Source organism: Streptomyces sp. HUAS MG56 (genome assembly GCF_058673395.1).
Genome location: NZ_CM178722.1, coordinates 8,197,730 through 8,220,963, shown reverse-complemented (window position 1 = coordinate 8,220,963; position 23,234 = coordinate 8,197,730). Strand labels below are relative to the sequence as shown.

Here is a 23,234-nt window from a genome sequence, read left to right as displayed (position 1 = left end):
CCGCCACGGGCGCGCCCGGCCCCCGCGACCGGTCCGGTCACGAGGGGGACGGGGATCGGACCGCGGCCACCGCGACGGGGAGCCTCGGATTCGCATTCGGATCGGGTCCGCCGTGCAGCGCGTGTCTCCCGTTCGGCCCGAGTCCCGCGTGCGTCCCCTGCCTCATGGCCGGACCGGGTGCCGCGCTCGGCCAAGGTGCCGCGTCCGGCCGGGGTTCCGCGTCCAGCCGGGGAGCGCCGTTCGGCGAAGGTTCCACGTTCACCCCAGGCCTTCCGTTCATGCAGGTGACAGGTGAGGAGCACCGTGAAGGATCAGCGTCAGATGTCGAATGAGGACCGGCTGCGCGACTACCTCAAGCGTGTGACCGCGGAACTGCACCACACGCGTCGGCAGCTGGCCGCGGCCGAGACGGGGATCGCCGAGCCGATCGCCGTGGTGTCGATGGCCTGCCGCTACCCAGGCGGCGTCAGCTCCCCCGAGGACCTGTGGCACCTGCTCACCCACGCCGGCGACGCCATCGGCGACTTCCCCACCCAACGCGGCTGGGACCTCGACAACCTCTTCGACCCCGACCCCGACACCACCGGCACGAGCTACGCCCGCCAAGGCGGCTTCCTCCACGACGCCGACCACTTCGACGCCGAGTTCTTCGGCATCAGCCCCCGCGAAGCCCTCACCATCGACCCCCAGCAGCGCCTGCTGCTGGAGACCGCCTGGGAAACCCTCGAACGCGCCGGCCTGGACCCCACCCGGCTCCGCGGCAGCCGCACCGGCGTCTTCACCGGCGTCATGTACAGCGACTACGGCGCGCGCCTCGTCCACGACGCTCCGGGGGAGGTCGAGGCCTACCTGGGTACGGGTAGCGCGCACAGTGTCGCGTCGGGCCGGGTGTCGTACACCTTCGGCCTCGAGGGCCCCGCCGTCAGCGTGGACACCGCCTGCTCGTCCTCGCTGGTCGCGATCCATCTGGCGGCGCAGGCGCTGCGCTCCGGCGAGTGCGAACTCGCCCTCGCCGGCGGGGTCACCGTCATGGCCACGCCCACCACATTCGTGGAGTTCAGCCGGCAGCGCGGGCTCGCCACGGACAGCCGGGTCAAGGCGTTCGCGGCGGCCGCCGACGGCACAGCCCTGGCCGAGGGTTCCGCGCTGGTGCTCCTGGAGCGCCTCTCCGACGCCCAGCGCAACGGCCACCCCGTCCTCGCCGTCATCCGCGGCTCCGCCGTCAACCAGGACGGCGCCAGCAGCCAGCTCAGCGCCCCCAACGGCCCCTCCCAGCAACGCGTCATCCACCAAGCCCTCACCAACGCGGGCCTGCACCCCACCGACGTCGACGCCGTCGAAGCACACGGCACCGGCACCCGACTCGGCGACCCCATCGAAGCCCAAGCCCTCCTCGCCACCTACGGCCAGAACCGGCCCACGGAACAGCCCCTGTGGCTCGGCTCCGTCAAATCCAACATCGGCCACACCCAAGCCGCCGCAGGCATCGCCGGCGTCATCAAAATGGTCCAAGCCATCCACCACGGCGTACTACCCAAGACCCTCCACATCGACGAGCCCACACCACACGTCGACTGGGAATCGGGCGCGGTCAAACTCCTCACCGAACAGACCCCCTGGCCCCACACCGACCACCCCCGCCGCGCCGCCGTCTCCTCCTTCGGCATCAGCGGCACCAACGCCCACCTCATCCTCGAAGCAGCACCCCCACCCACCACCAGCACCAGCACCAGCACCAGCACCAGCACCAGCACCAGCACCAGCACCAACCAGCACACCGAACAACCCCCCGCACACACCCCCCTGCCCTACCTCCTCTCCGCAAAGACCCAAACCGCCCTCAAAGCCCAAGCCACCCGCCTGCACCACCACCTCACCCACCACCCCCACCTCGACCCCACCGCCGTCGCCCGCACACTCGCCACCACCCGCACCCACTTCACCCACCGCGCCGCCGTCATCGCCACCGACACCACCGACCTGCTCAACGGCCTCACCGCACTCGCCAACGGCGAAACCACCCCCAACACCCTGCAAGGACACACGACTGAGGGCAGAGTCGCCTTCGTCTTCCCCGGCCAGGGCTCCCAATGGCCCGGCATGGCAAGCGAACTCCTCACCTCCTCCACCCCCTTCCGGGAGACGGCCGAGGAGTGCGACGCCGCGCTGAGGGAGTTCCTGGACTGGTCCGTACTGGACGTGCTGCGCGGCGAGCCGGGCGCGCCGCCGTTCGACCGGGTCGACGTGGTGCAGCCGGTCCTGTTCACGATGATGGTGTCGCTCGCCGCCGTGTGGCGTGCGGAGGGCGTCGAGCCGTCCGCGGTGGTCGGGCACTCCCAGGGTGAGATCGCCGCCGCGTATGTCGCGGGCGGCATGTCGCTCGAGGATGCCGCCCGCGTCGTGGCGCTGCGCAGTCGGGCCTGGCTGCGGCTGGCCGGACGCGGCGGCATGGCGGCCGTCTCACTCGGTGCGCCGGAGCTGCGACCTCGCCTGGAGCGCTGGGGCGACCGGCTCTCGGTCGCCGCGGTGAACAGCCCGGGGACGGCCGCGGTGGCCGGGGAGCCGGAGGCCTTGCGGGAACTGGTCGCGGAGCTCCAAGGGCAGGGCGTACAAGCGCGGCTGATCCCCGGTATCGACACCGCCGGGCACTCCGCGCAGGTGGACGTCTTCCACGACCACCTCTCCGAGGTGCTGGCCCCGGTGGCTCCGCGCTCCTCGTCGGTGCCGTTCTACTCGACGGTGACCGGCGCACTGCTCGACACCAGCCGGCTCGACGCCGCCTACTGGTACCGCAACATGCGCGAGCCGGTGGAGTTCGAGGCGGCGACGCGAGCGCTGCTGGCCGACGGACACCGGGTCTTCCTGGAGACCAGCCCGCATCCCATGCTCGCCACGTCGCTGCAGGAGACGGCGGGGGACGCGGACGCCGACGTCGCCGTACTGCACACGCTGCGGCGCGACCACGGCGACCGGACGCGGATCACCACCGCACTCGCCGCCGCCCACCTGCAAGGGGTCGCCGTGGACTGGTCGGCCGTGCTGGGCGCGGGTCGGACCGTGCCGCTGCCCACCTACGGCTTCCAGCACCAGCGGCACTGGCTGGACGCGCCGATCACCGCGGATGCCGACGCCACCGGGCTGACGCCGACGGATCATCCGCTGCTGAGCGCGCTCGTGGAACTCCCCGACGGCCAGGGGCACCTGTTCACGGGCCGCCTGTCCCTCCAGACACATCCGTGGCTGGCCGGGCACGCCGTCCTGGAACAGGTGCTGCTGCCCGGGACCGCGTTCGTGGACGTCCTGCTGCACGCCGGCGCCCACAGCGGCTGCGGTCGGATCGGCGAACTCACCCTTCAGGCGCCGCTGGTCCTCCCCGAACGGGGAGCCGTCCACCTTCAGGTCACGGTGGGCGCCACCGAGCACGACGGCCGGCAGAGCTGCACCGTGCACTCCCGGCCCGCGGACGCCGAGCCGGGAACACCGTGGCTGCTGCACGCCACGGCCGTACTCGAACCGGAGGGCACGCCCGACACCTTCGACTTCGGGACCTGGCCGCCGGCCGACGCCACCGCGCTGGACCACACGGACCTGTACGACCGGCTGGCCGGAATCGGCCTGGCCTACGGGACCCCGTTCCGCGGGCTGCGCGGCGCCTGGTGGGACGGGACGGCCGTGTACGCCGACGTCGTACTGGAGGAGCCGGGCGACCCGGCCGGGTACGGCGTCCATCCCGCGCTGCTGGACGCCGCGCTGCACTCGATCGGCCTCGACACCGCCGACGGCGGAACGGGCGGGTATGTGGCCGCAGGGGTGCAGCTGCCGTTCGTCTGGAACGACGTCAGGCTGTACGCCACCGGTGCGTCCCGGCTCCGCGTGCGGCTGACCCGCACCGGCGACGACACGGTGGCCCTGGATGTGGCCGACGCCTCGGGCACGCCGGTCGCCGCCATCGGGTCGCTCACCATGCGTCCGCTCAGCACCGATCTGCTGTCCGCCGCACGGCCCGACCGTCACGACGCGCTGTTCCATCTGGACTGGACGGCCGTTCCGGTCCCGGCCCGAGCCGCCCTGGACGGGCCGATCGCCGTCGTCGGCGACGGGCTGCCGGCGGCCGCGGTGGCCGCCGGCGCAGCGGGTTCGGTGCCGGTGTATCCGGACCTGGCCGCGCTGGTGCGGGCGGTGGACGAGGGTGCTCCGGTTCCGGAGAGCGTCCTCGTCCTCGCACCCGGACGTACGGACGAGGACACGACCCGCCGCACCCGGGAGGTGCTGGACACCGTGCTCGGCCTGCTCCAGGGCTGGCTGGCGGACGACCGCTTCGCCGAGAGCCGGCTGGCCGTCCTCACCGACCGGGCGGTCGCCGTGACCGACCAGGAGGCGGACCGCGACCTGCCGCAGGCCGCGATCTGGGGCCTGGTGCGCACGGCGCAGTCAGAGAACCCCGATCGGATCGTGCTGGTCGACCTCGACGGCACCGACCGGTCCGCCGAACTGGTGACCACGGCACTGACCGTCGGGGAACCCCAACTCGCCGTCCGCGGCGGGGTGTTCCACGCACCGCGGCTGACCCGCGCCGGAGCCTCCCGGACGCTGGAGCTGCCCGGGGACCGTGCATGGCGGATCGACGTGAGCGAGCCCGGCACCCTGGAGTCGCTGACGGCGGTCGACAATCCGGCGGCGCAGCGGCCGCTGGCGGACGGAGAAATCAGGATCTCCGTGCGGGCGGCCGGGTTGAACTTCCGGGACGCGCTGGTCGCGCTGGGCATGGTGCCCGGACAGGAGATCATGGGCAGCGAGGCGGCCGGGGTGGTCGTCGAGACCGGTCCCGAGGTCTCCGGCATCGCAGTGGGCGACCGGGTCATGGGACTGTTCACCGGCGCGGTCGGGCCACTCGCGGTCACCGACCACCGGCTGGTCGTGCCGGTCCCCGCCGGCTGGAGCTACTCCCAGGCGGCATCGACCCCGGTGGTCTTCCTCACCGCCTACTACGGCCTCAAGCACCTGGCCGATCTGCGTCCCGGGCAGCGCGTGCTGATTCACACCGCGACCGGCGGCGTGGGAATGGCCGCCGTCCAGCTCGCCCGGCACCTCGGCGCGGAGATCTTCACCACCGCTTCCCTGCCCAAGCAACACCTACTGCGGGCCGACGGGTTCGCCGAGGACCACATCGCCGACTCCCGCACGCTGGACTTCGCGGACGAGTTCCTGGCGGCCACCGGCGGCGAGGGAGTCGATGTCGTTCTCAACTCCCTGGCGCACGACTTCGTCGACGCCTCGCTGCGGCTGCTGCCGCGCGGCGGTCACTTCCTGGAGATGGGCAAGACCGACCGGCGCGACGCCACCGAAGTGGCCGCCGCTCATCCCGGGGTGCGGTACCGGACGTTCAACCTGGACTCCGACGGACCAGAACACGTCCAGGAGATGCTGGCCGAGCTGGCCGACCTCTTCGCGCGCGGTGCACTGCGCCCGCTGCCGTACACGGCATGGGACGTGCGCACGGCACCCGACGCGCTGCGGTACCTCGGCCAGGCGCGCCACACCGGCAAGCTGGTACTCACTCTCCCGCGCGCCCTCGACCCCGACGGCACCGCGCTCATCGTCGGTGGCACCGGCACACTGGGCGGCCTGACGGCCCGTCACCTAGTCGTCGAACACGGCGTACGACACGTGGTGCTGATCAGTCGTCAGGGACCGGACGCCGAAGCAGCCGAGGAACTACGGGCCGACCTGACCGCCCTGGGCGCCCAGGTCACCATCGCCGCCTGCGACGCCGCGGACCCCGAGGCCCTGGCAGCGCTGCTCGCCTCGGTCCCCGACGACCATCCGCTCACGGCCGTCGTACACGCCGCCGCCGTCCTCGACGACGCCGTCCTCCCGGCCCTGACACCCGAGCGTGTGGACACCGTCCTGCGTCCGAAGATGGACGCCGCCTGGAACCTGCACCACCTCACGAAGGACCTCGACATCGGCGCCTTCGTCCTGTTCTCCTCCGCCGCGGGCGTGCTCGGCAACGCCGGGCAGGCGGGCTACGCCGCCGCCAACACCTTCCTCGACGCCCTGGCCCAGCACCGCCGGTCCCTCGGCCTGCCCGCCACCTCACTCGCCTGGGGCCTGTGGGAGCAGACCAGCCAACTCACCGCACAGCTCCAGCATGCCGACCGGGCACGGCTGGCCCGGGCCAGCATCACGGCCATGCCCACGGCCCAGGCCCTGTCACTGCTCGACGCCGCGCTCGGCTCCTACCGTGCCGTCGCCGTTCCGGTCCGGTTCGACCTCGGGGTGCTGCGCTCGCTGGCCACGGCTGGAACGCTCCCGCCGATCCTGCGGGGACTGGTCCGTGGCCCAGGGCGCCGCGTCATCGGCTCCGGCCCCGCGCAGGACACGCCGGCCGAGGACTGGGCACAGCGGCTGAGCGGGATCACTCCCGATCGACAGCTCGACCTCCTGGTGGAACTCGTCCGCACGAACGCCGCCGTGGTGCTCGGCCACTCGGACCACTCGTCCATCGACGAGTCGCGGGCGTTCAAGGAACTCGGCTTCGACTCGCTGACCGCGGTGGAACTGCGCAACCGGCTGGGCAAAGCCGTCGGCCTGCGCCTGCCGTCGACCGTGGTATTCGACAATCCGACGCCGACGGCGCTGGCCGCCCGCCTGCACTCGGAGCTGGTACCCCGAGGCGCGGCCGCCCACCAGGTGGTCCTGGACGGCCTGGAGCGCCTGGAGAAACTCGCGCTGTCCGCTGCCGAGGACCAGGACGTACGCGACCAGATCTCCGACCGGGTGAGGGACTTCCTCTTCCGGCTCGACCAGGTGGACGCCCCCGGTGCCCGGTCCGGCGCCACACCGGAGGCGGACGTCGCCGGGCTCATCGACTCGGCCAGTGACGACGAGATCTTCGCCTTCATCGAGAACGAGCTGTGACCCGTCGGGAGCGGTCGCGGAGCGACGAGGGCGAACACACGCCTGTCGAGGACGCGCGACCCGCCGGCACATGGCTCAAGGACGCATGACCGAACACGACCGGACCGGGATTCCAAGGAGCTGACAGTCGTATGGCCAACGAGGACACCCTCCGCACCTATCTCAAGCGGGTGACCACGGACCTGCACCAGGCACGCCGGCAGCTCCGGGAGAACGAGGCGAGGGAGCAGCAGCCGATCGCGATCGTCGGGATGGCGTGCCGCTATCCCGGTGGCGTCAACTCCCCCGAGAAGCTGTGGCAGTTGGTCACCGAGGGGCGGGACGCCATCGGGGACTTCCCCACCAACCGCGGCTGGGACATCGAGGCCCTCTACGACCCCGACCCCGATGCCGGCGGCAAGACCTACGTCCGCCAGGGCGGCTTCCTCCACGACGCCGACTGCTTCGACGCCGAGTTCTTCGGCATCAGCCCCCGCGAGGCCGCCGCCATGGACCCCCAGCAGCGCCTCCTCCTGGAGACCGCCTGGGAAGCCCTCGAACACGCCGGCATCGCCCCCGACTCCCTGCGCTCCACCCCCACCGGCGTCTTCGCCGGCATCGCCAGCCAGGACTACGCGTCCCTGCGTCACGGTGGCGGAACCGGAGCCGACGGCTACCTCCTGACAGGTATCGCCAACAGCGTGGCCTCGGGCCGTATCTCCTACACCTTGGGCTTCGAGGGTCCGGCGGTGACCGTCGACACGGCCTGTTCCTCGTCCCTGGTGGCCATGCACCAGGCGGCGCAGGCACTACGGACGGGCGAGTGCACTCTCGCTCTGGCCGGCGGCGTCACGGTCATGCCGAGCCCGGGCATCTTCACGGAGTTCAGCCGGCAGCGGGGCCTGGCCCGTGACGGCCGCTGCAAGTCGTTCGCCGCCGGAGCCGACGGCACCGGCTGGGGCGAGGGCGTGGGCCTCGTCCTGCTGGAGCGCCTCTCCGACGCCCAGCGCAACGGCCATCAGATCCTCGCCGTCATCCGCGGCAGCGCACTGAACCAGGACGGCGCCAGCAACGGCCTGACCGCCCCCAACGGCCCCTCCCAGCAACGCGTCATCCACCAAGCCCTCGCCAACGCCCGCCTCACACCCGACCAGATCGACGCCGTCGAGGCACACGGCACCGGCACCCGGCTCGGCGACCCCATCGAAGCCCAGGCCCTCCTCGCCACCTACGGCCAGAACCGGCCCGCCGACCAACCCTTGTGGCTCGGCTCCGTCAAATCCAACATCGGCCACACCCAAGCCGCCGCAGGCATCGCCGGCGTCATCAAAATGGTCCAAGCCATCCACCACGGCCTCCTGCCCAAGACCCTCCACATCGACGAGCCCACACCACACGTCGACTGGGAATCGGGCGCGGTCAAACTCCTCACCGAACAGACCCCCTGGCCCGACACCGACCACCCCCGCCGCGCCGCCGTCTCCTCCTTCGGCATCAGCGGCACCAACGCCCACCTCATCCTCGAAGCGGCACCGGTCGAGACACCTCCCACCCAGACGCCGGCCGAATTGCCTCCCGCGGCGGAGGGACTGGCGCCGGTCGGATCGGTGCCGGCCGATCAAGCGGACGCCGACCCGGCCATGGACGGACCGGCGCCGTGGCTGCTCTCAGCCCGCACCCCCCAGGCCCTCCAGGCCCAAGCCGCCCGCCTGCACACCCACCTCACCCACCACCCCCACCTCCACACCAGCGCCGTCGCCCGCGCCCTGGCCACCACCCGCACCCACTTCACCCACCGCGCCGCCATCACCCACGGCACCACCACCCAACGCCTCAACGCCCTCCACGCCCTCACCACCGGCCAACCCCACCCCCACCTCACCCACACCACCACCAGCGACGGAGGGGGGAAAATCGCGTTCTGCTTCAGCGGCCAAGGCACCCAACACCCCGGCATGGGCCACGACCTCTACACCACCAACCCCGCCTTCGCCCACCACCTCGACCGCGTCTGCCACGCCCTCGACCCCCACCTCGACCACCCCCTCCAACACATCATGTGGGCCACCCCCAACGACCCCCTCACCGGCCTGCTCAACACCACCCTCTACACCCAACCCGCCCTCTTCGCCCTCCAAACCGCCCTCTACCACCTCCTCACCCACGACTACGGCATCCACCCCCACTACCACCTCGGCCACTCCCTCGGCGAAATCACCGCAGCCCACACCGCCGGCATCCTCACCCTCACCGACGCCGCCCACCTCATCACCACCCGCGCCCACCTCATGCACACCCTCCCCCCCACCGGCACCATGGCCAGCATCAACCTCCCACCCCAACCCCTCACCCACTACCTCACCCAACACCACATCACCGACGTCACCATCGCCGCCCACAACACCCCCACCACCACCGTCATCGCAGGCCACCACACCACCGTCCACCACATCACCACCCACTTCCAGCAACAAGGAATCAAAACCAAAATCCTCAACACCACCCACGGCTACCACTCCCCCCACCTCGACCCCATCCTCGACCAACTCACCCACGCCACACGCCATATCACCCACCACACCCCCCACACACCCCTCATCACCAACCACACCGCAACCACCACCACCGACCCACTGCCCACCCACCACTGGACCACCCACGCCCGCCAACCCGTCCACTACCACCAATCCATCACCCACCTGAACCACCAAGGCGTCACCACCTACCTCGAAATCGGACCCGACACCACCCTCACCACCCTCAACAACCACACCCTCGACAACCGCCTCGACAACCAGACCGACACCACCAGCCCCGACCCCATCACCATCACCCACACCCTCCACCCCCAACACCACCCCACCCACACCCTCACCCACGCACTCACCACCCTCCACAACACCGGCACCCCCATCAACTGGCACAAAGCCCTCCCCACCACACCACCCACCCCCCTCCCCACCTACTCTTTCGACAAGGTCCGTCACTGGCTGGACGAGCCGGAGAAGCGGGCTTCGGGGACCGAGGAGCGGTCGGACGCTGGGTTCTGGGAGCTGGTGGAGCGCAACGATGTGGCGTTGCTGGCCGGGGAGTTGGGCGTCTCCGACGACCAGCCGCTGAAGCGACTGCTGCCGTCGCTCGCTTCCTGGCGCCGTCGCCGGCGGCAGACCGAGCAGCTGGACGGGTGGCGCTACCGCATCGCCTGGCGCCCGCTGGCCGCGGCGCCCGGACCGCGCCTTGAAGGAACCTGGCTGCTGGTGGTCCCGGACACTCTGGCCGAAGACGACGTCACGGCACAGTGCGCGCACGCTCTGCGCAAGCACGGTGCGATCGTGGAGACTTGGAGCGTGGATTCGGCCGCGGCCGACCGTCGGACCCTCGCCGACCGGCTGCGCGAACTCTCAGGTGGCGTAGGGCGGATCGACGGTGTGCTGTCGCTGCTCGCGCTGGCCGACGCCCCCCATCCGTCGTTCCCGGCGGTACCACTCGGCCTCGCCTCGACACTCGCCCTCGTCCAGGCGATGTCGGACAGCGGGTCCGAGGGGCCACTGTGGAACGTCACCGTCGGAGGCGTGCTCACGGGGCACGGCGATTCCGCTGTCCGTCCGGCCCAGGCACAGGTCTGGGGGCTCGGACGGTCGGTGGCTCTGGAGCGTTCGAAGCAGTGGGGCGGTCTGGTCGACCTGCCGGCGGAGGTGACGGAGCAGGTCATGGACCGGCTCACGGCCGTACTGGCCAGTGCGGGGGACGAGGACCAGGTCGCCGTGCGCGCCGGTGGTGTGTACGGGCGCCGGCTAGTACGGGCACCGCAGGTTCCGGCCGACAGGGCCTCCGCGCGTGCGTGGCAGCCGAGAGGCACGGTCCTGGTCACCGGGGGCACCGGAGGCATCGGTGCCCACGTCGCGCGGTGGCTTGCTCGGAGCGGCGCCGAGCACCTGCTGCTCACCAGCCGACGCGGCCCGGAAGCCCCTGGAGCGGCCGAGCTCATCACCGAGCTCACCGCTCTCGGCGCGCGGGTGACCGTCGTATCCTGTGATGTCGCCGATCGCGAGGCCGCGGCCGCCCTCCTCTCCTCCGTACCGTCCGCAGAGCCCCTGACGGCTGTTTTCCATGCGGCGGGCGTGGCGCAGCAGTTCACCGATGTGTGCGACACGGACCTGGCCGACCTCCAGCGGATTACGGCCGGAAAGGTCCTGGGGGCCGCCGTTCTTGACGAGTTGCTGAGCGGTGCGGAAAGCAGGGCGCTGGACGCGTTCGTGCTCTTCTCGTCCAGCTCGGCCCTCTGGGGCAGCGGCGGCAACGCGGCTTACGCAGCGGGCAACGCGTACCTGGATGCCCTCGCCGAGGCACGCAGGTCCAGCGGGAAGGTGGCCACCTCAGTCGCCTGGGGCACGTGGGGCGGCGGAGGCATGCTCGTCACCGAGGACGTCGGGGACTACATGGACCGGCGGGGAATCCTGGAGATGGAACCGGACTCCGCAGTCGCAGCCCTGGTCACGGCGGTGGAGCAGGACGAGACGTACCTCGCGGTCGCCGACATCGCCTGGGACCGTTTCGTGCTCGGCTTCACGTCAAGCCGTCCCAGCCCCCTCCTCTGCGAGATAGCCGAGGCACAGCGCGCGCTGCAGGGCACCGGCCACGGGGACCCCGCGGGGGCGGCGGAAACGGTGGCGGCCATGACGGAGCGTCTGGCCGGTCTGCCGGTCTACGCGCGGGAGGATTTCCTCCTCGACTTGGTCCGTACGGAAGTTGCCGTCGTTCTGCGTCACCCCGACTCCGACGGAGTCGCCGCCGACAGAGCGTTCAAGGAGCTCGGCTTCGACTCACTGACCGCGGTCGAGCTGCGCAACCGCCTCAACGCGGTGACCGGTCTGCGGCTTCCGGCGGGGCTCGTCTTCGACCATCCCACACCGCGGCTCCTCGCACACCACCTGCTCGACCAGGTCCTGCCGCCCCAGGAGCCGGAGGCCGACGACGTCCTCGCCGAACTGACCGCCCTTGAAGGCTCGATCAGCGCGTGGGCTGCCAGCGGCGGCGCCTCGGCCGGGATCGCCGAGCGCCTGGAGGCGCTGGCGCGGAGGGTGCGGCGCGCCGAGGACACCCCGGCGGTCCCCGAGGAACCGGACGACGAGTTCGCGTCGGCGTCGTCGGAGGAGATCTTCGACCTGATCGACCGGGAACTCGGCCGTTCCTGAAGTCCAGCAAGCTACGCACCACCGGGTCACGGGAGAGACGATGCCGGAAAACGCCGAAAAGCACCTCACCTATCTGAAGCGGGTCATGAATGACCTCCGTCAGACCCAGCGGCGTCTGCGTGACGTCGAGGAGCGCTCCACCGAGCCGATCGCGATCGTCGGGATGGCGTGCCGCTATCCCGGTGGCGTCAACTCCCCCGAGAAGCTGTGGCAGTTGGTCACCGAGGGGCGGGACGCCATCGGGGACTTCCCCACCAACCGCGGCTGGGACATCGAGGCCCTCTACGACCCCGACCCCGATGCCGGCGGCAAGACCTACGTCCGCCAGGGCGGCTTCCTCCACGACGCCGACTGCTTCGACGCCGAGTTCTTCGGCATCAGCCCCCGCGAGGCCGCCGCCATGGACCCCCAGCAGCGCCTCCTCCTGGAGACCGCCTGGGAAGCCCTCGAACACGCCGGCATCGCCCCCGACTCCCTGCGCTCCACCCCCACCGGCGTCTTCGCCGGCGTCAGCGGTCAGGAATACATCTCCCTGCGTCGGCCGGGAGCCAGCGCCTCCGAGGGCTACCTCATGACGGGCGTGGCCACCAGCATCAGCTCGGGGCGTATCTCCTATGTGCTGGGTCTCGAGGGTCCGGCGGTGACCGTCGACACGGCCTGTTCCTCGTCCCTGGTGGCCATGCACCAGGCGGCGCAGGCACTACGGACGGGCGAGTGCACTCTCGCTCTGGCCGGCGGCGTGGCCGTGATGGCGACGCCTGCCGGTTTCATCGAGTTCAGCCGACAGCGCGGGCTGGCACCGGACAGTCGGATCAAGGCGTTCGCCGAGGCTGCCGACGGCACGAGCTGGGGGGAAGGTGTGGGTCTGCTGGTCCTCGAGCGCCTCTCCGACGCCCAGCGCAACGGCCATCAGGTCCTCGCCGTCATCCGCGGCAGCGCACTGAACCAGGACGGCGCCAGCAACGGCCTGACCGCGCCCAGCGGACCCGCACAACAGCGGGTGATCACCCAGGCCCTCGCCAACGCCCGCCTCACACCCGACCAGATCGACGCCGTCGAGGCACACGGCACCGGCACCCGGCTCGGCGACCCCATCGAAGCCCAGGCCCTCCTCGCCACCTACGGCCAGAACCGGCCCGCCGACCAACCCTTGTGGCTCGGCTCCGTCAAATCCAACATCGGCCACACCCAAGCCGCCGCAGGCATCGCCGGCGTCATCAAAATGGTCCAAGCCATCCACCACGGCCTCCTGCCCAAGACCCTCCACATCGACGAGCCCACACCACACGTCGACTGGGAATCGGGCGCGGTCAAACTCCTCACCGAACAGACCCCCTGGCCCCACACCGACCACCCCCGCCGCGCCGCCGTCTCCTCCTTCGGCATCAGCGGCACCAACGCCCACCTCATCCTCGAAGCGGCACCGGTCGAGACACCTCCCACCCAGACGCCGGCCGAGTTGTCTCCCGGGGACTTGGCGCCGGTCGGATCGGTGCCGGCCGATCAAGCGGACGCCGACCCGGCCATGGACGGACCGGCGCCGTGGCTGCTCTCAGCCCGCACCCCCCAGGCCCTCCAGGCCCAAGCCGCCCGCCTGCACACCCACCTCACCCACCACCCCCACCTCCACACCAGCGCCGTCGCCCGCGCCCTGGCCACCACCCGCACCCACTTCACCCACCGCGCCGCCATCACCCACGGCACCACCACCCAACGCCTCAACGCCCTCCACGCCCTCACCACCGGCCAACCCCACCCCCACCTCACCCACACCACCACCAGCGACGGAGGGGGGAAAATCGCGTTCTGCTTCAGCGGCCAAGGCACCCAACACCCCGGCATGGGCCACGACCTCTACACCACCAACCCCGCCTTCGCCCACCACCTCGACCGCGTCTGCCACGCCCTCGACCCCCACCTCGACCACCCCCTCCAACACATCATGTGGGCCACCCCCAACGACCCCCTCACCGGCCTGCTCAACACCACCCTCTACACCCAACCCGCCCTCTTCGCCCTCCAAACCGCCCTCTACCACCTCCTCACCCACGACTACGGCATCCACCCCCACTACCACCTCGGCCACTCCCTCGGCGAAATCACCGCAGCCCACACCGCCGGCATCCTCACCCTCACCGACGCCGCCCACCTCATCACCACCCGCGCCCACCTCATGCACACCCTCCCCCCCACCGGCACCATGGCCAGCATCAACCTCCCACCCCAACCCCTCACCCACTACCTCACCCAACACCACATCACCGACGTCACCATCGCCGCCCACAACACCCCCACCACCACCGTCATCGCAGGCCACCACACCACCGTCCACCACATCACCACCCACTTCCAGCAACAAGGAATCAAAACCAAAATCCTCAACACCACCCACGGCTACCACTCCCCCCACCTCGACCCCATCCTCGACCAACTCACCCACGCCACACGCCATATCACCCACCACACCCCCCACACACCCCTCATCACCAACCACACCGCAACCACCACCACCGACCCACTGCCCACCCACCACTGGACCACCCACGCCCGCCAACCCGTCCACTACCACCAATCCATCACCCACCTGAACCACCAAGGCGTCACCACCTACCTCGAAATCGGACCCGACACCACCCTCACCACCCTCAACAACCACACCCTCGACAACCGCCTCGACAACCAGACCGACACCACCAGCCCCGACCCCATCACCATCACCCACACCCTCCACCCCCAACACCACCCCACCCACACCCTCACCCACGCACTCACCACCCTCCACAACACCGGCACCCCCATCAACTGGCACAAAGCCCTCCCCACCACACCACCCACCCCCCTCCCCACCTACCCCTTCCAACACCAGCAGTACTGGTTCACGGCCGCCGCCGACACGGACGTCACTGCGGCCGGGCTCGAAGAGAGTGCTCACCCGCTGCTGGGTGCCGGCGTGCCGCTCCCCGACGGCGGGCACCTCTTCACCGGCCGCCTCTCGCTCACCAGCCACCCCTGGCTCGCCGACCACGCCGTCCTGGAGACCCCTCTCCTGCCCGGCACCGCCTACATCGACCTCGCCCTCCACGCCGGCGAACACCTCAACTGCCCTCATGTGGCCGAGTTGACGCTCCGGACACCGCTCGTTCTGAATGAGCAGCGTGCCGTGCAGCTCCAGGTCACAGTCGCCGCACCGGACGAGAACGGAAACCGCCGTATTACGGTCCACTCACGGCCCGAGGGCAGCGAGAGCGAGGATCCCGCGGAACGCTCCTGGACCGAACACGCGCACGGATTGCTGGCGGAACATCAGACTTGCTCAACACCGGCGGACTCGGCCTCTTGGCCGCCGCGAGATGCTGCACCGGTCGGCGTCGACGAGTTCTACGACCAGCTCGCCGACCTCGGCTATCACTACGGTCCGGCCTTCCAAGGCCTGCGCGCGGCCTGGCGGAAGAGCGAGACGCTCTACGCGGAGGTGGCCCACCACGACGCGTCGAGCGGCGCGCGATTCGGGATGCACCCGGCGCTCCTGGACAGTGCGCTGCACCCGCTGGGGCTCGGCCTGGACCGAACCGGGGACAGCGAGCCCGACGTACGGCTGCCGTTCTCGTGGAGCGGTGTCACGCTGCACTCCACCGGTGCCACGGCCCTGCGGGTCCGGCTGTCACGCACCGGCGAGGACACCCTGACACTCACCGCGACGGATGACACCGGCACCCCGGTGATAACGGTCGACGCGTTGACGACGAGGCCGGTCACTGCTGAGCAATTGGCACCCGCTGATGCCGATATCAGCAACTCCCTGTTCGAGGTCGAATGGGTGCCTGCGGAGCCGGAACCGCGTACAGGAACCCCCCGCATCGCCATCCTCGGCACCCCACTGCCCCACGACCCCGACCACCCCATCCCCACCTACGCCAACCTCACCGACCTCACCCACGCCATCACAGAACAACACCACCCCACCCCCGACATCCTCCTCACCACACTCCCAGCCACCGACCCCACCAACCCCAACCCCCTCCCCGACACCCACCACCTCACCCAACACACACTCACCCTCACCCAAGACTTCCTCACCAACCCCCACCTCACCCACACCCAACTCACCGTCATAACCCACCACGCCAACACCACCACCCACGACACCCACACCCCCAACCTCCCCCACGCAACCACCTGGGGACTCCTGCGCACAGCCCAAACCGAACACCCCCACCGCATCACCCTCATCGACCTCGAAACCCCACCCCACACCACCACCCTCAACCCCACCCTCCTCCACCAACTCACCACCACCCACCCCCAAACCACCATCCGCAACAACACCCCCCACACCCCACAACTCACCAAAACCACCGCCCAACCAACCACCCACACCCCCCTCAACCCCAACGGCACCATCCTCATCACCGGCGGCACCGGCACCCTCGGCCGCCTCATCGCCACCCACCTCGCCACCCACCACCACCCCCAACACCTCCTCCTCACCAGCCGCCAAGGACCCAACGCCCCCCACACCACAGAACTCACCCAACACCTCACCCAACTCGGCACCAAAGTCACCATCACCGCCTGCGACGTCTCCGACCCCCACCAACTCGCCGACCTCCTCACCACCATCCCCACCGAACACCCCCTCACCACCGTCATCCACACCGCCGCAACCACCCACGACGCCACCCTCACCACCCTCACCCCCCACCACCTCACCACCACCCTCAAACCCAAAGCCGACGCCGCCTGGCACCTCCACACCCACACCCAACACACTCCCACCCTCACCCACTTCATCCTCTTCTCCTCAGCCGCCGGCACCCTCGGCAACCCCGGCCAAGCCAACTACGCCGCCGCCAACACCTTCCTCGACACCCTCGCCCACCACCGCCACACCCAAGGCCTCCCCGCCACCTCACTCGCCTGGGGCCTCTGGCAACAAACCAGCACCATCACCGCCCAACTCACCCACCAACAACACCAACGCCTCACCCAAAACGGCACCACCCCCCTCACCACCCCCCAAGCCCTCCACCTCCTCGACACCACCCTCACCACCACCAAACCCACCCTCCTCCCCATGCGGGTGGAGCCACGCGCACTCCGTGCGCGCGCGGAAGCCGGCACCTTGTCGCCGATGCTGCGCAGCCTGGTCAGGACACCGGTTCGCGTCGCCACCGAGAAGGCCCCGCTCGGACGTCGGCTGGCGGCCCTGGAACCCGCCGAGCAGGACCGCCTCCTCCTCGACCTGGTGCGGCAGCAGACCGCGGCAGTCCTGGGGCACGGCTCCCCCGAGGCCGTAGACCCCGAACGGGCCTTCCAGGAACTCGGTTTCGACTCGCTGACCGCCGTCGAACTGCGCAACCAGCTCTCCGGCGCCACCGGCCTGCCCCTGCCGGCAACCGTCGTGTTCGACTACCCATCGGCCCAGGCACTCGCAGGCTTCCTGCGCCAGTCCCTGATCGGCAGGGGAAAGGACCCGGCGACCACAGCTGTCGCGGCCCGGTCCGCCGACGAACCGATCGCGATCGTGTCCATGGCCTGCCGATACCCCGGCGGCGTCACGTCGCCCGATGACCTGTGGGACCTGGTTGCCGCAGGGAGAGACGGCATCGGAGAGTTCCCCACGAATCGCGGTTGGGACGTCGAGGGGCTGTACGACCCGGACCCCGAAGCCATCGGCAAGAGCTACGCCCGCGAGGGCGGCTTCCTGTACGACGCCGACGAGTTCGACCCGGATTTCTTCGGGATCAGTCCTCGTGAGGCAGCGGCCACCGACCCCCAGCAGCGCCTGCTCCTGGAGACCGCCTGGGAGACGTTCGAACAGGCGGGCCTCACTCCGGGCTCATTTCGTGGCAGTCGTACCGGAGTCTTCGTCGGTGTCATGTACGGCGACTACGCCGGCCGCCTGATGCAACGCATACCGGAAGGCTTCGAAGGCTTCCTCGGTACCGGAAATTCGTACAGCGTGGCCTCGGGCCGTATCTCCTACACCTTGGGCTTCGAGGGTCCGGCGGTGACCGTCGACACGGCCTGTTCCTCGTCCCTGGTGGCCATGCACCAGGCGGCGCAGGCACTACGGACGGGTGAATGCGAACTCGCCCTCGCTGGCGGCGTCACCGTCATGGCCTCGCCGACCACGTTCATCGAGTTCAGCCGGCAGCGGGGCCTGGCCCGTGACGGCCGCTGCAAGTCGTTCGCCGCCGGAGCTGACGGCACCGGCTGGGGCGAGGGCGTGGGCCTCGTCCTGCTGGAGCGCCTCTCCGACGCCCAGCGCAACGGCCATCAGGTCCTCGCCGTCATCCGCGGCAGCGCACTGAACCAGGACGGCGCCAGCAACGGCCTGACCGCCCCCAACGGCCCCTCCCAGCAACGCGTCATCCACCAAGCCCTCGCCAACGCCCGCCTCACACCCGACCAGATCGACGCCGTCGAGGCACACGGCACCGGCACCCGACTCGGCGACCCCATCGAAGCCCAGGCCCTCCTCGCCACCTACGGCCAGAACCGGCGCACGGAACAGCCCCTGTGGCTCGGCTCCGTCAAATCCAACATCGGCCACACCCAAGCCGCCGCAGGCATCGCCGGCGTCATCAAAATGGTGCAGGCCATCCGCCACGGCTTCCTACCCAAGAGCCTGCACATCGACGAGCCCACGCCTCATGTGGACTGGGAGTCGGGGGCGGTGGAACTGCTCACCGAAGCCGTCCCGTGGCCACAGACCGGGCGTCCTGCTCGGGCGGGCGTGTCCTCGTTCGGTGTGAGTGGGACGAACGCCCACGTCATCCTCGAAGCGGCACCGGTCGAGACACCTCCCACCCAGACGCCGGCCGAATTGCCTCCCGCGGCGGAGGGACTGGCGCCGGTCGGATCGGTGCCGGCCGATCAAGCGGACGCCGACCCGGCCATGGACGGACCGGCGCCGTGGCTGCTCTCAGCCCGCACCCCCCAGGCCCTCCAGGCCCAAGCCGCCCGCCTGCACACCCACCTCACCCACCACCCCCACCTCCACACCAGCGCCGTCGCCCGCGCCCTGGCCACCACCCGCACCCACTTCACCCACCGCGCCGCCATCACCCACGGCACCACCACCCAACGCCTCAACGCCCTCCACGCCCTCACCACCGGCCAACCCCACCCCCACCTCACCCACACCACCACCAGCGACGGAGGGGGGAAAATCGCGTTCTGCTTCAGCGGCCAAGGCACCCAACACCCCGGCATGGGCCACGACCTCTACACCACCAACCCCGCCTTCGCCCACCACCTCGACCGCGTCTGCCACGCCCTCGACCCCCACCTCGACCACCCCCTCCAACACATCATGTGGGCCACCCCCAACGACCCCCTCACCGGCCTGCTCAACACCACCCTCTACACCCAACCCGCCCTCTTCGCCCTCCAAACCGCCCTCTACCACCTCCTCACCCACGACTACGGCATCCACCCCCACTACCACCTCGGCCACTCCCTCGGCGAAATCACCGCAGCCCACACCGCCGGCATCCTCACCCTCACCGACGCCGCCCACCTCATCACCACCCGCGCCCACCTCATGCACACCCTCCCCCCCACCGGCACCATGGCCAGCATCAACCTCCCACCCCAACCCCTCACCCACTACCTCACCCAACACCACATCACCGACGTCACCATCGCCGCCCACAACACCCCCACCACCACCGTCATCGCAGGCCACCACACCACCGTCCACCACATCACCACCCACTTCCAGCAACAAGGAATCAAAACCAAAATCCTCAACACCACCCACGGCTACCACTCCCCCCACCTCGACCCCATCCTCGACCAACTCACCCACACCACACGCCATATCACCCACCACACACCCCACACACCCCTCATCACCAACCACACCGCAACCACCACCACCGACCCACTGCCCACCCACCACTGGACCACCCACGCCCGCCAACCCGTCCACTACCACCAATCCATCACCCACCTGAACCACCAAGGCGTCACCACCTACCTCGAAATCGGACCCGACACCACCCTCACCACCCTCAACAACCACACCCTCGACAACCGCCTCGACAACCAGACCGACACCACCAGCCCCGACCCCATCACCATCACCCACACCCTCCACCCCCAACACCACCCCACCCACACCCTCACCCACGCACTCACCACCCTCCACAACACCGGCACCCCCATCAACTGGCACAAAGCCCTCCCCACCACACCACCCACCCCCCTCCCCACCTACCCCTTCCAACACCAGCAGTACTGGCTGACTCCGGCGATCACCGCTGACGTCACCTCAGCGGGTCTCAACGCGACGGCTCATCCGCTGCTCGGTGCCGGCGTGCCGCTCCCCGACGGCGGACACCTCTTCACCGGACAGCTCTCCCTCACCAGCCACCCCTGGCTCGCCGACCACGCCGTCCTGGAGACCCCTCTCCTGCCCGGCACCGCCTACATCGACCTCGCCCTCCACGCCGGCGAGCGTGTGGGGGCCGGTTGTGTCCGGGACTTGACGCTGTACGAGCCCTTGGTGGTGCCCAGCGATGACGCCGTTCGCGTGCAGGTGACGGTCGGTGCCCCTGACGACGGGGGGACCAGGTCCGTCGCGGTGCATTCGAGGCGGGGCGACGACGTCGACGGCGCCGAGTGGGTTCGGCACGCGGAGGGAACACTCGCGGCGGATACGCGTTCCGCGCCCGAGTTCCCCGCGGAGTGGCCGCCTGCGGCCGCGGTCGCCGTGGAGGTCGACGACCTCTATGCGCGGCTGAGCGACATGGGACTCAACTACGGTCCGGTGTTCCAGGGACTGCAGGCCGCCTGGCGCGACGGGGACGAGGTATACGCCGAGGTTGCTCTTGCTCATGACGTCGGCACGGCGGGATTCGGTGTCCATCCCGCCCTGCTGGATTCGGCCCTGCACGTCTCCGCCATCGGGCTGTCCGGTGCCTCGGAGTCCGAGCCGACGCGGCTGCCGTTCTCATGGAGCGGTGTCACGCTGCACTCCACCGGTGCCACGGCCCTGCGGGTCCGGCTGTCACGCACCGGCGAGGAGACTCTGTCGCTCGCGGCGACCGACCCGTCGGGAATGCCGGTGCTGATGGTGGAGATGCTGGCGGTCCGTCCTGTCACGGCCGATCAACTGGCTCTGGGCGACCCGGCGTTGCACAACGCGTTGTGGGAGTTGGAATGGGTGCCTGCGGAGCCGGAACCGCGTACAGGAACCCCCCGCATCGCCATCCTCGGCACCCCACTGCCCCACGACCCCGACCACCCCATCCCCACCTACGCCAACCTCACCGACCTCACCCACGCCATCACAGAACAACACCACCCCACCCCCGACATCCTCCTCACCACACTCCCAGCCACCGACCCCACCAACCCCAACCCCCTCCCCGACACCCACCACCTCACCCAACACACACTCACCCTCACCCAAGACTTCCTCACCAACCCCCACCTCACCCACACCCAACTCACCGTCATAACCCACCACGCCAACACCACCACCCACGACACCCACACCCCCAACCTCCCCCACGCAACCACCTGGGGACTCCTGCGCACAGCCCAAACCGAACACCCCCACCGCATCACCCTCATCGACCTCGAAACCCCACCCCACACCACCACCCTCAACCCCACCCTCCTCCACCAACTCACCACCACCCACCCCCAAACCACCATCCGCAACAACACCCCCCACACCCCACAACTCACCAAAACCACCGCCCAACCAACCACCCACACCCCCCTCAACCCCAACGGCACCATCCTCATCACCGGCGGCACCGGCACCCTCGGCCGCCTCATCGCCACCCACCTCGCCACCCACCACCACCCCCAACACCTCCTCCTCACCAGCCGCCAAGGACCCAACGCCCCCCACACCACAGAACTCACCCAACACCTCACCCAACTCGGCACCAAAGTCACCATCACCGCCTGCGACGTCTCCGACCCCCACCAACTCGCCGACCTCCTCACCACCATCCCCACCGAACACCCCCTCACCACCGTCATCCACACCGCCGCAACCACCCACGACGCCACCCTCACCACCCTCACCCCCCACCACCTCACCACCACCCTCAAACCCAAAGCCGACGCCGCCTGGCACCTCCACACCCACACCCAACACACCCCCACCCTCACCCACTTCATCCTCTTCTCCTCAGCCGCCGGCACCCTCGGCAACCCCGGCCAAGCCAACTACGCCGCCGCCAACACCTTCCTCGACACCCTCGCCCACCACCGCCACACCCAAGGCCTCCCCGCCACCTCACTCGCCTGGGGCCTCTGGCAACAAACCAGCACCATCACCGCCCAACTCACCCACCAACAACACCAACGCCTCACCCAAAACGGCACCACCCCCCTCACCACCCCCCAAGCCCTCCACCTCCTCGACACCACCCTCACCACCACCAAACCCACCCTCCTCCCCATCCAGCTGGATCCCCATGGCCTGCGGTCGGCGGCGGAGGTCCGGGAACTGCCTGCGCCGCTGCGGCACTTGGCGCGCGTTCCGGTCCGGCGTGCACGGGCCGGCGGCCGTTCTGTCATCCAGTGGCTGGCAGGCCTGGAACCCGCCGAGCAGGACCGCCTCCTCCTCGACCTGGTGTGCGGCGAGATCGCCCTGGTCCTGGGCCACTCCGCGGCCGACACGGTCGACACCGAGCGCGGCCTGATGGACATGGGTTTCGACTCGCTGACCGCCGTCGAACTGCGCAACCGGCTGAACGCGGTCACCGGCCTGCAGTTGCACCCGACCCTGGCGTTCGACCATCCGACACCTGCCGCCCTGGCCCGCCACCTGCGCACCCAAGTGGTTCCCGCCGCGGAGGCCGGGAGCGAGGGGGACGACGACGAGGCCAGACTGCGCCGGGCGCTGGCGAGGGTCTCGGCAGCCCGGTTGCGGGAGGCCGGCCTGCTCGACGTGCTGGTGCGCCTGGCGGACGGGCCGGGTGAAACGCACGGCGCGGCGGATCCCGAGGAGCTGGACCGGGCGGACGCGATCGAGACCGCGGGTGTCGACGACCTCGTCCGGATGGCCCTGGTCGGGCAGGGCGCGCAGGAGCCGTCCGCCGCGGCTGCGGAAGCGAGTGCGGGCCGATGAAGGCCATCGATGAACTCAAGGAATGCGAGGAGAGC

General features: G+C 70.0%; 3 protein-coding genes. All 3 read left to right on the top strand.

Translation table 11 applies throughout. From position 1 onward, the window contains the following. Nucleotides 1-321 precede the first annotated feature (321 nt). Nucleotides 322-6,921, top strand: coding sequence for an SDR family NAD(P)-dependent oxidoreductase (locus AC4OXY_RS38145; RefSeq protein ID WP_491991919.1), 6,600 nt, complete (start codon nt 322-324; stop codon nt 6,919-6,921). A 131-nt stretch (nt 6,922-7,052) separates the two neighbouring features. Then, on the top strand, nt 7,053-12,095 hold the full coding sequence (locus tag AC4OXY_RS38140) for a type I polyketide synthase (protein ID WP_491991918.1): 5,043 nt from the start codon (nt 7,053-7,055) through the stop codon (nt 12,093-12,095). 40 nt (nt 12,096-12,135) lie between these two features. After that, the gene (locus AC4OXY_RS38135; protein ID WP_491991917.1) at nt 12,136-23,199 is read left to right on the top strand and encodes a type I polyketide synthase; all 11,064 of its coding nucleotides are present in this window, start codon (nt 12,136-12,138) and stop codon (nt 23,197-23,199) included. Nucleotides 23,200-23,234: the final 35 nt, after the last annotated feature.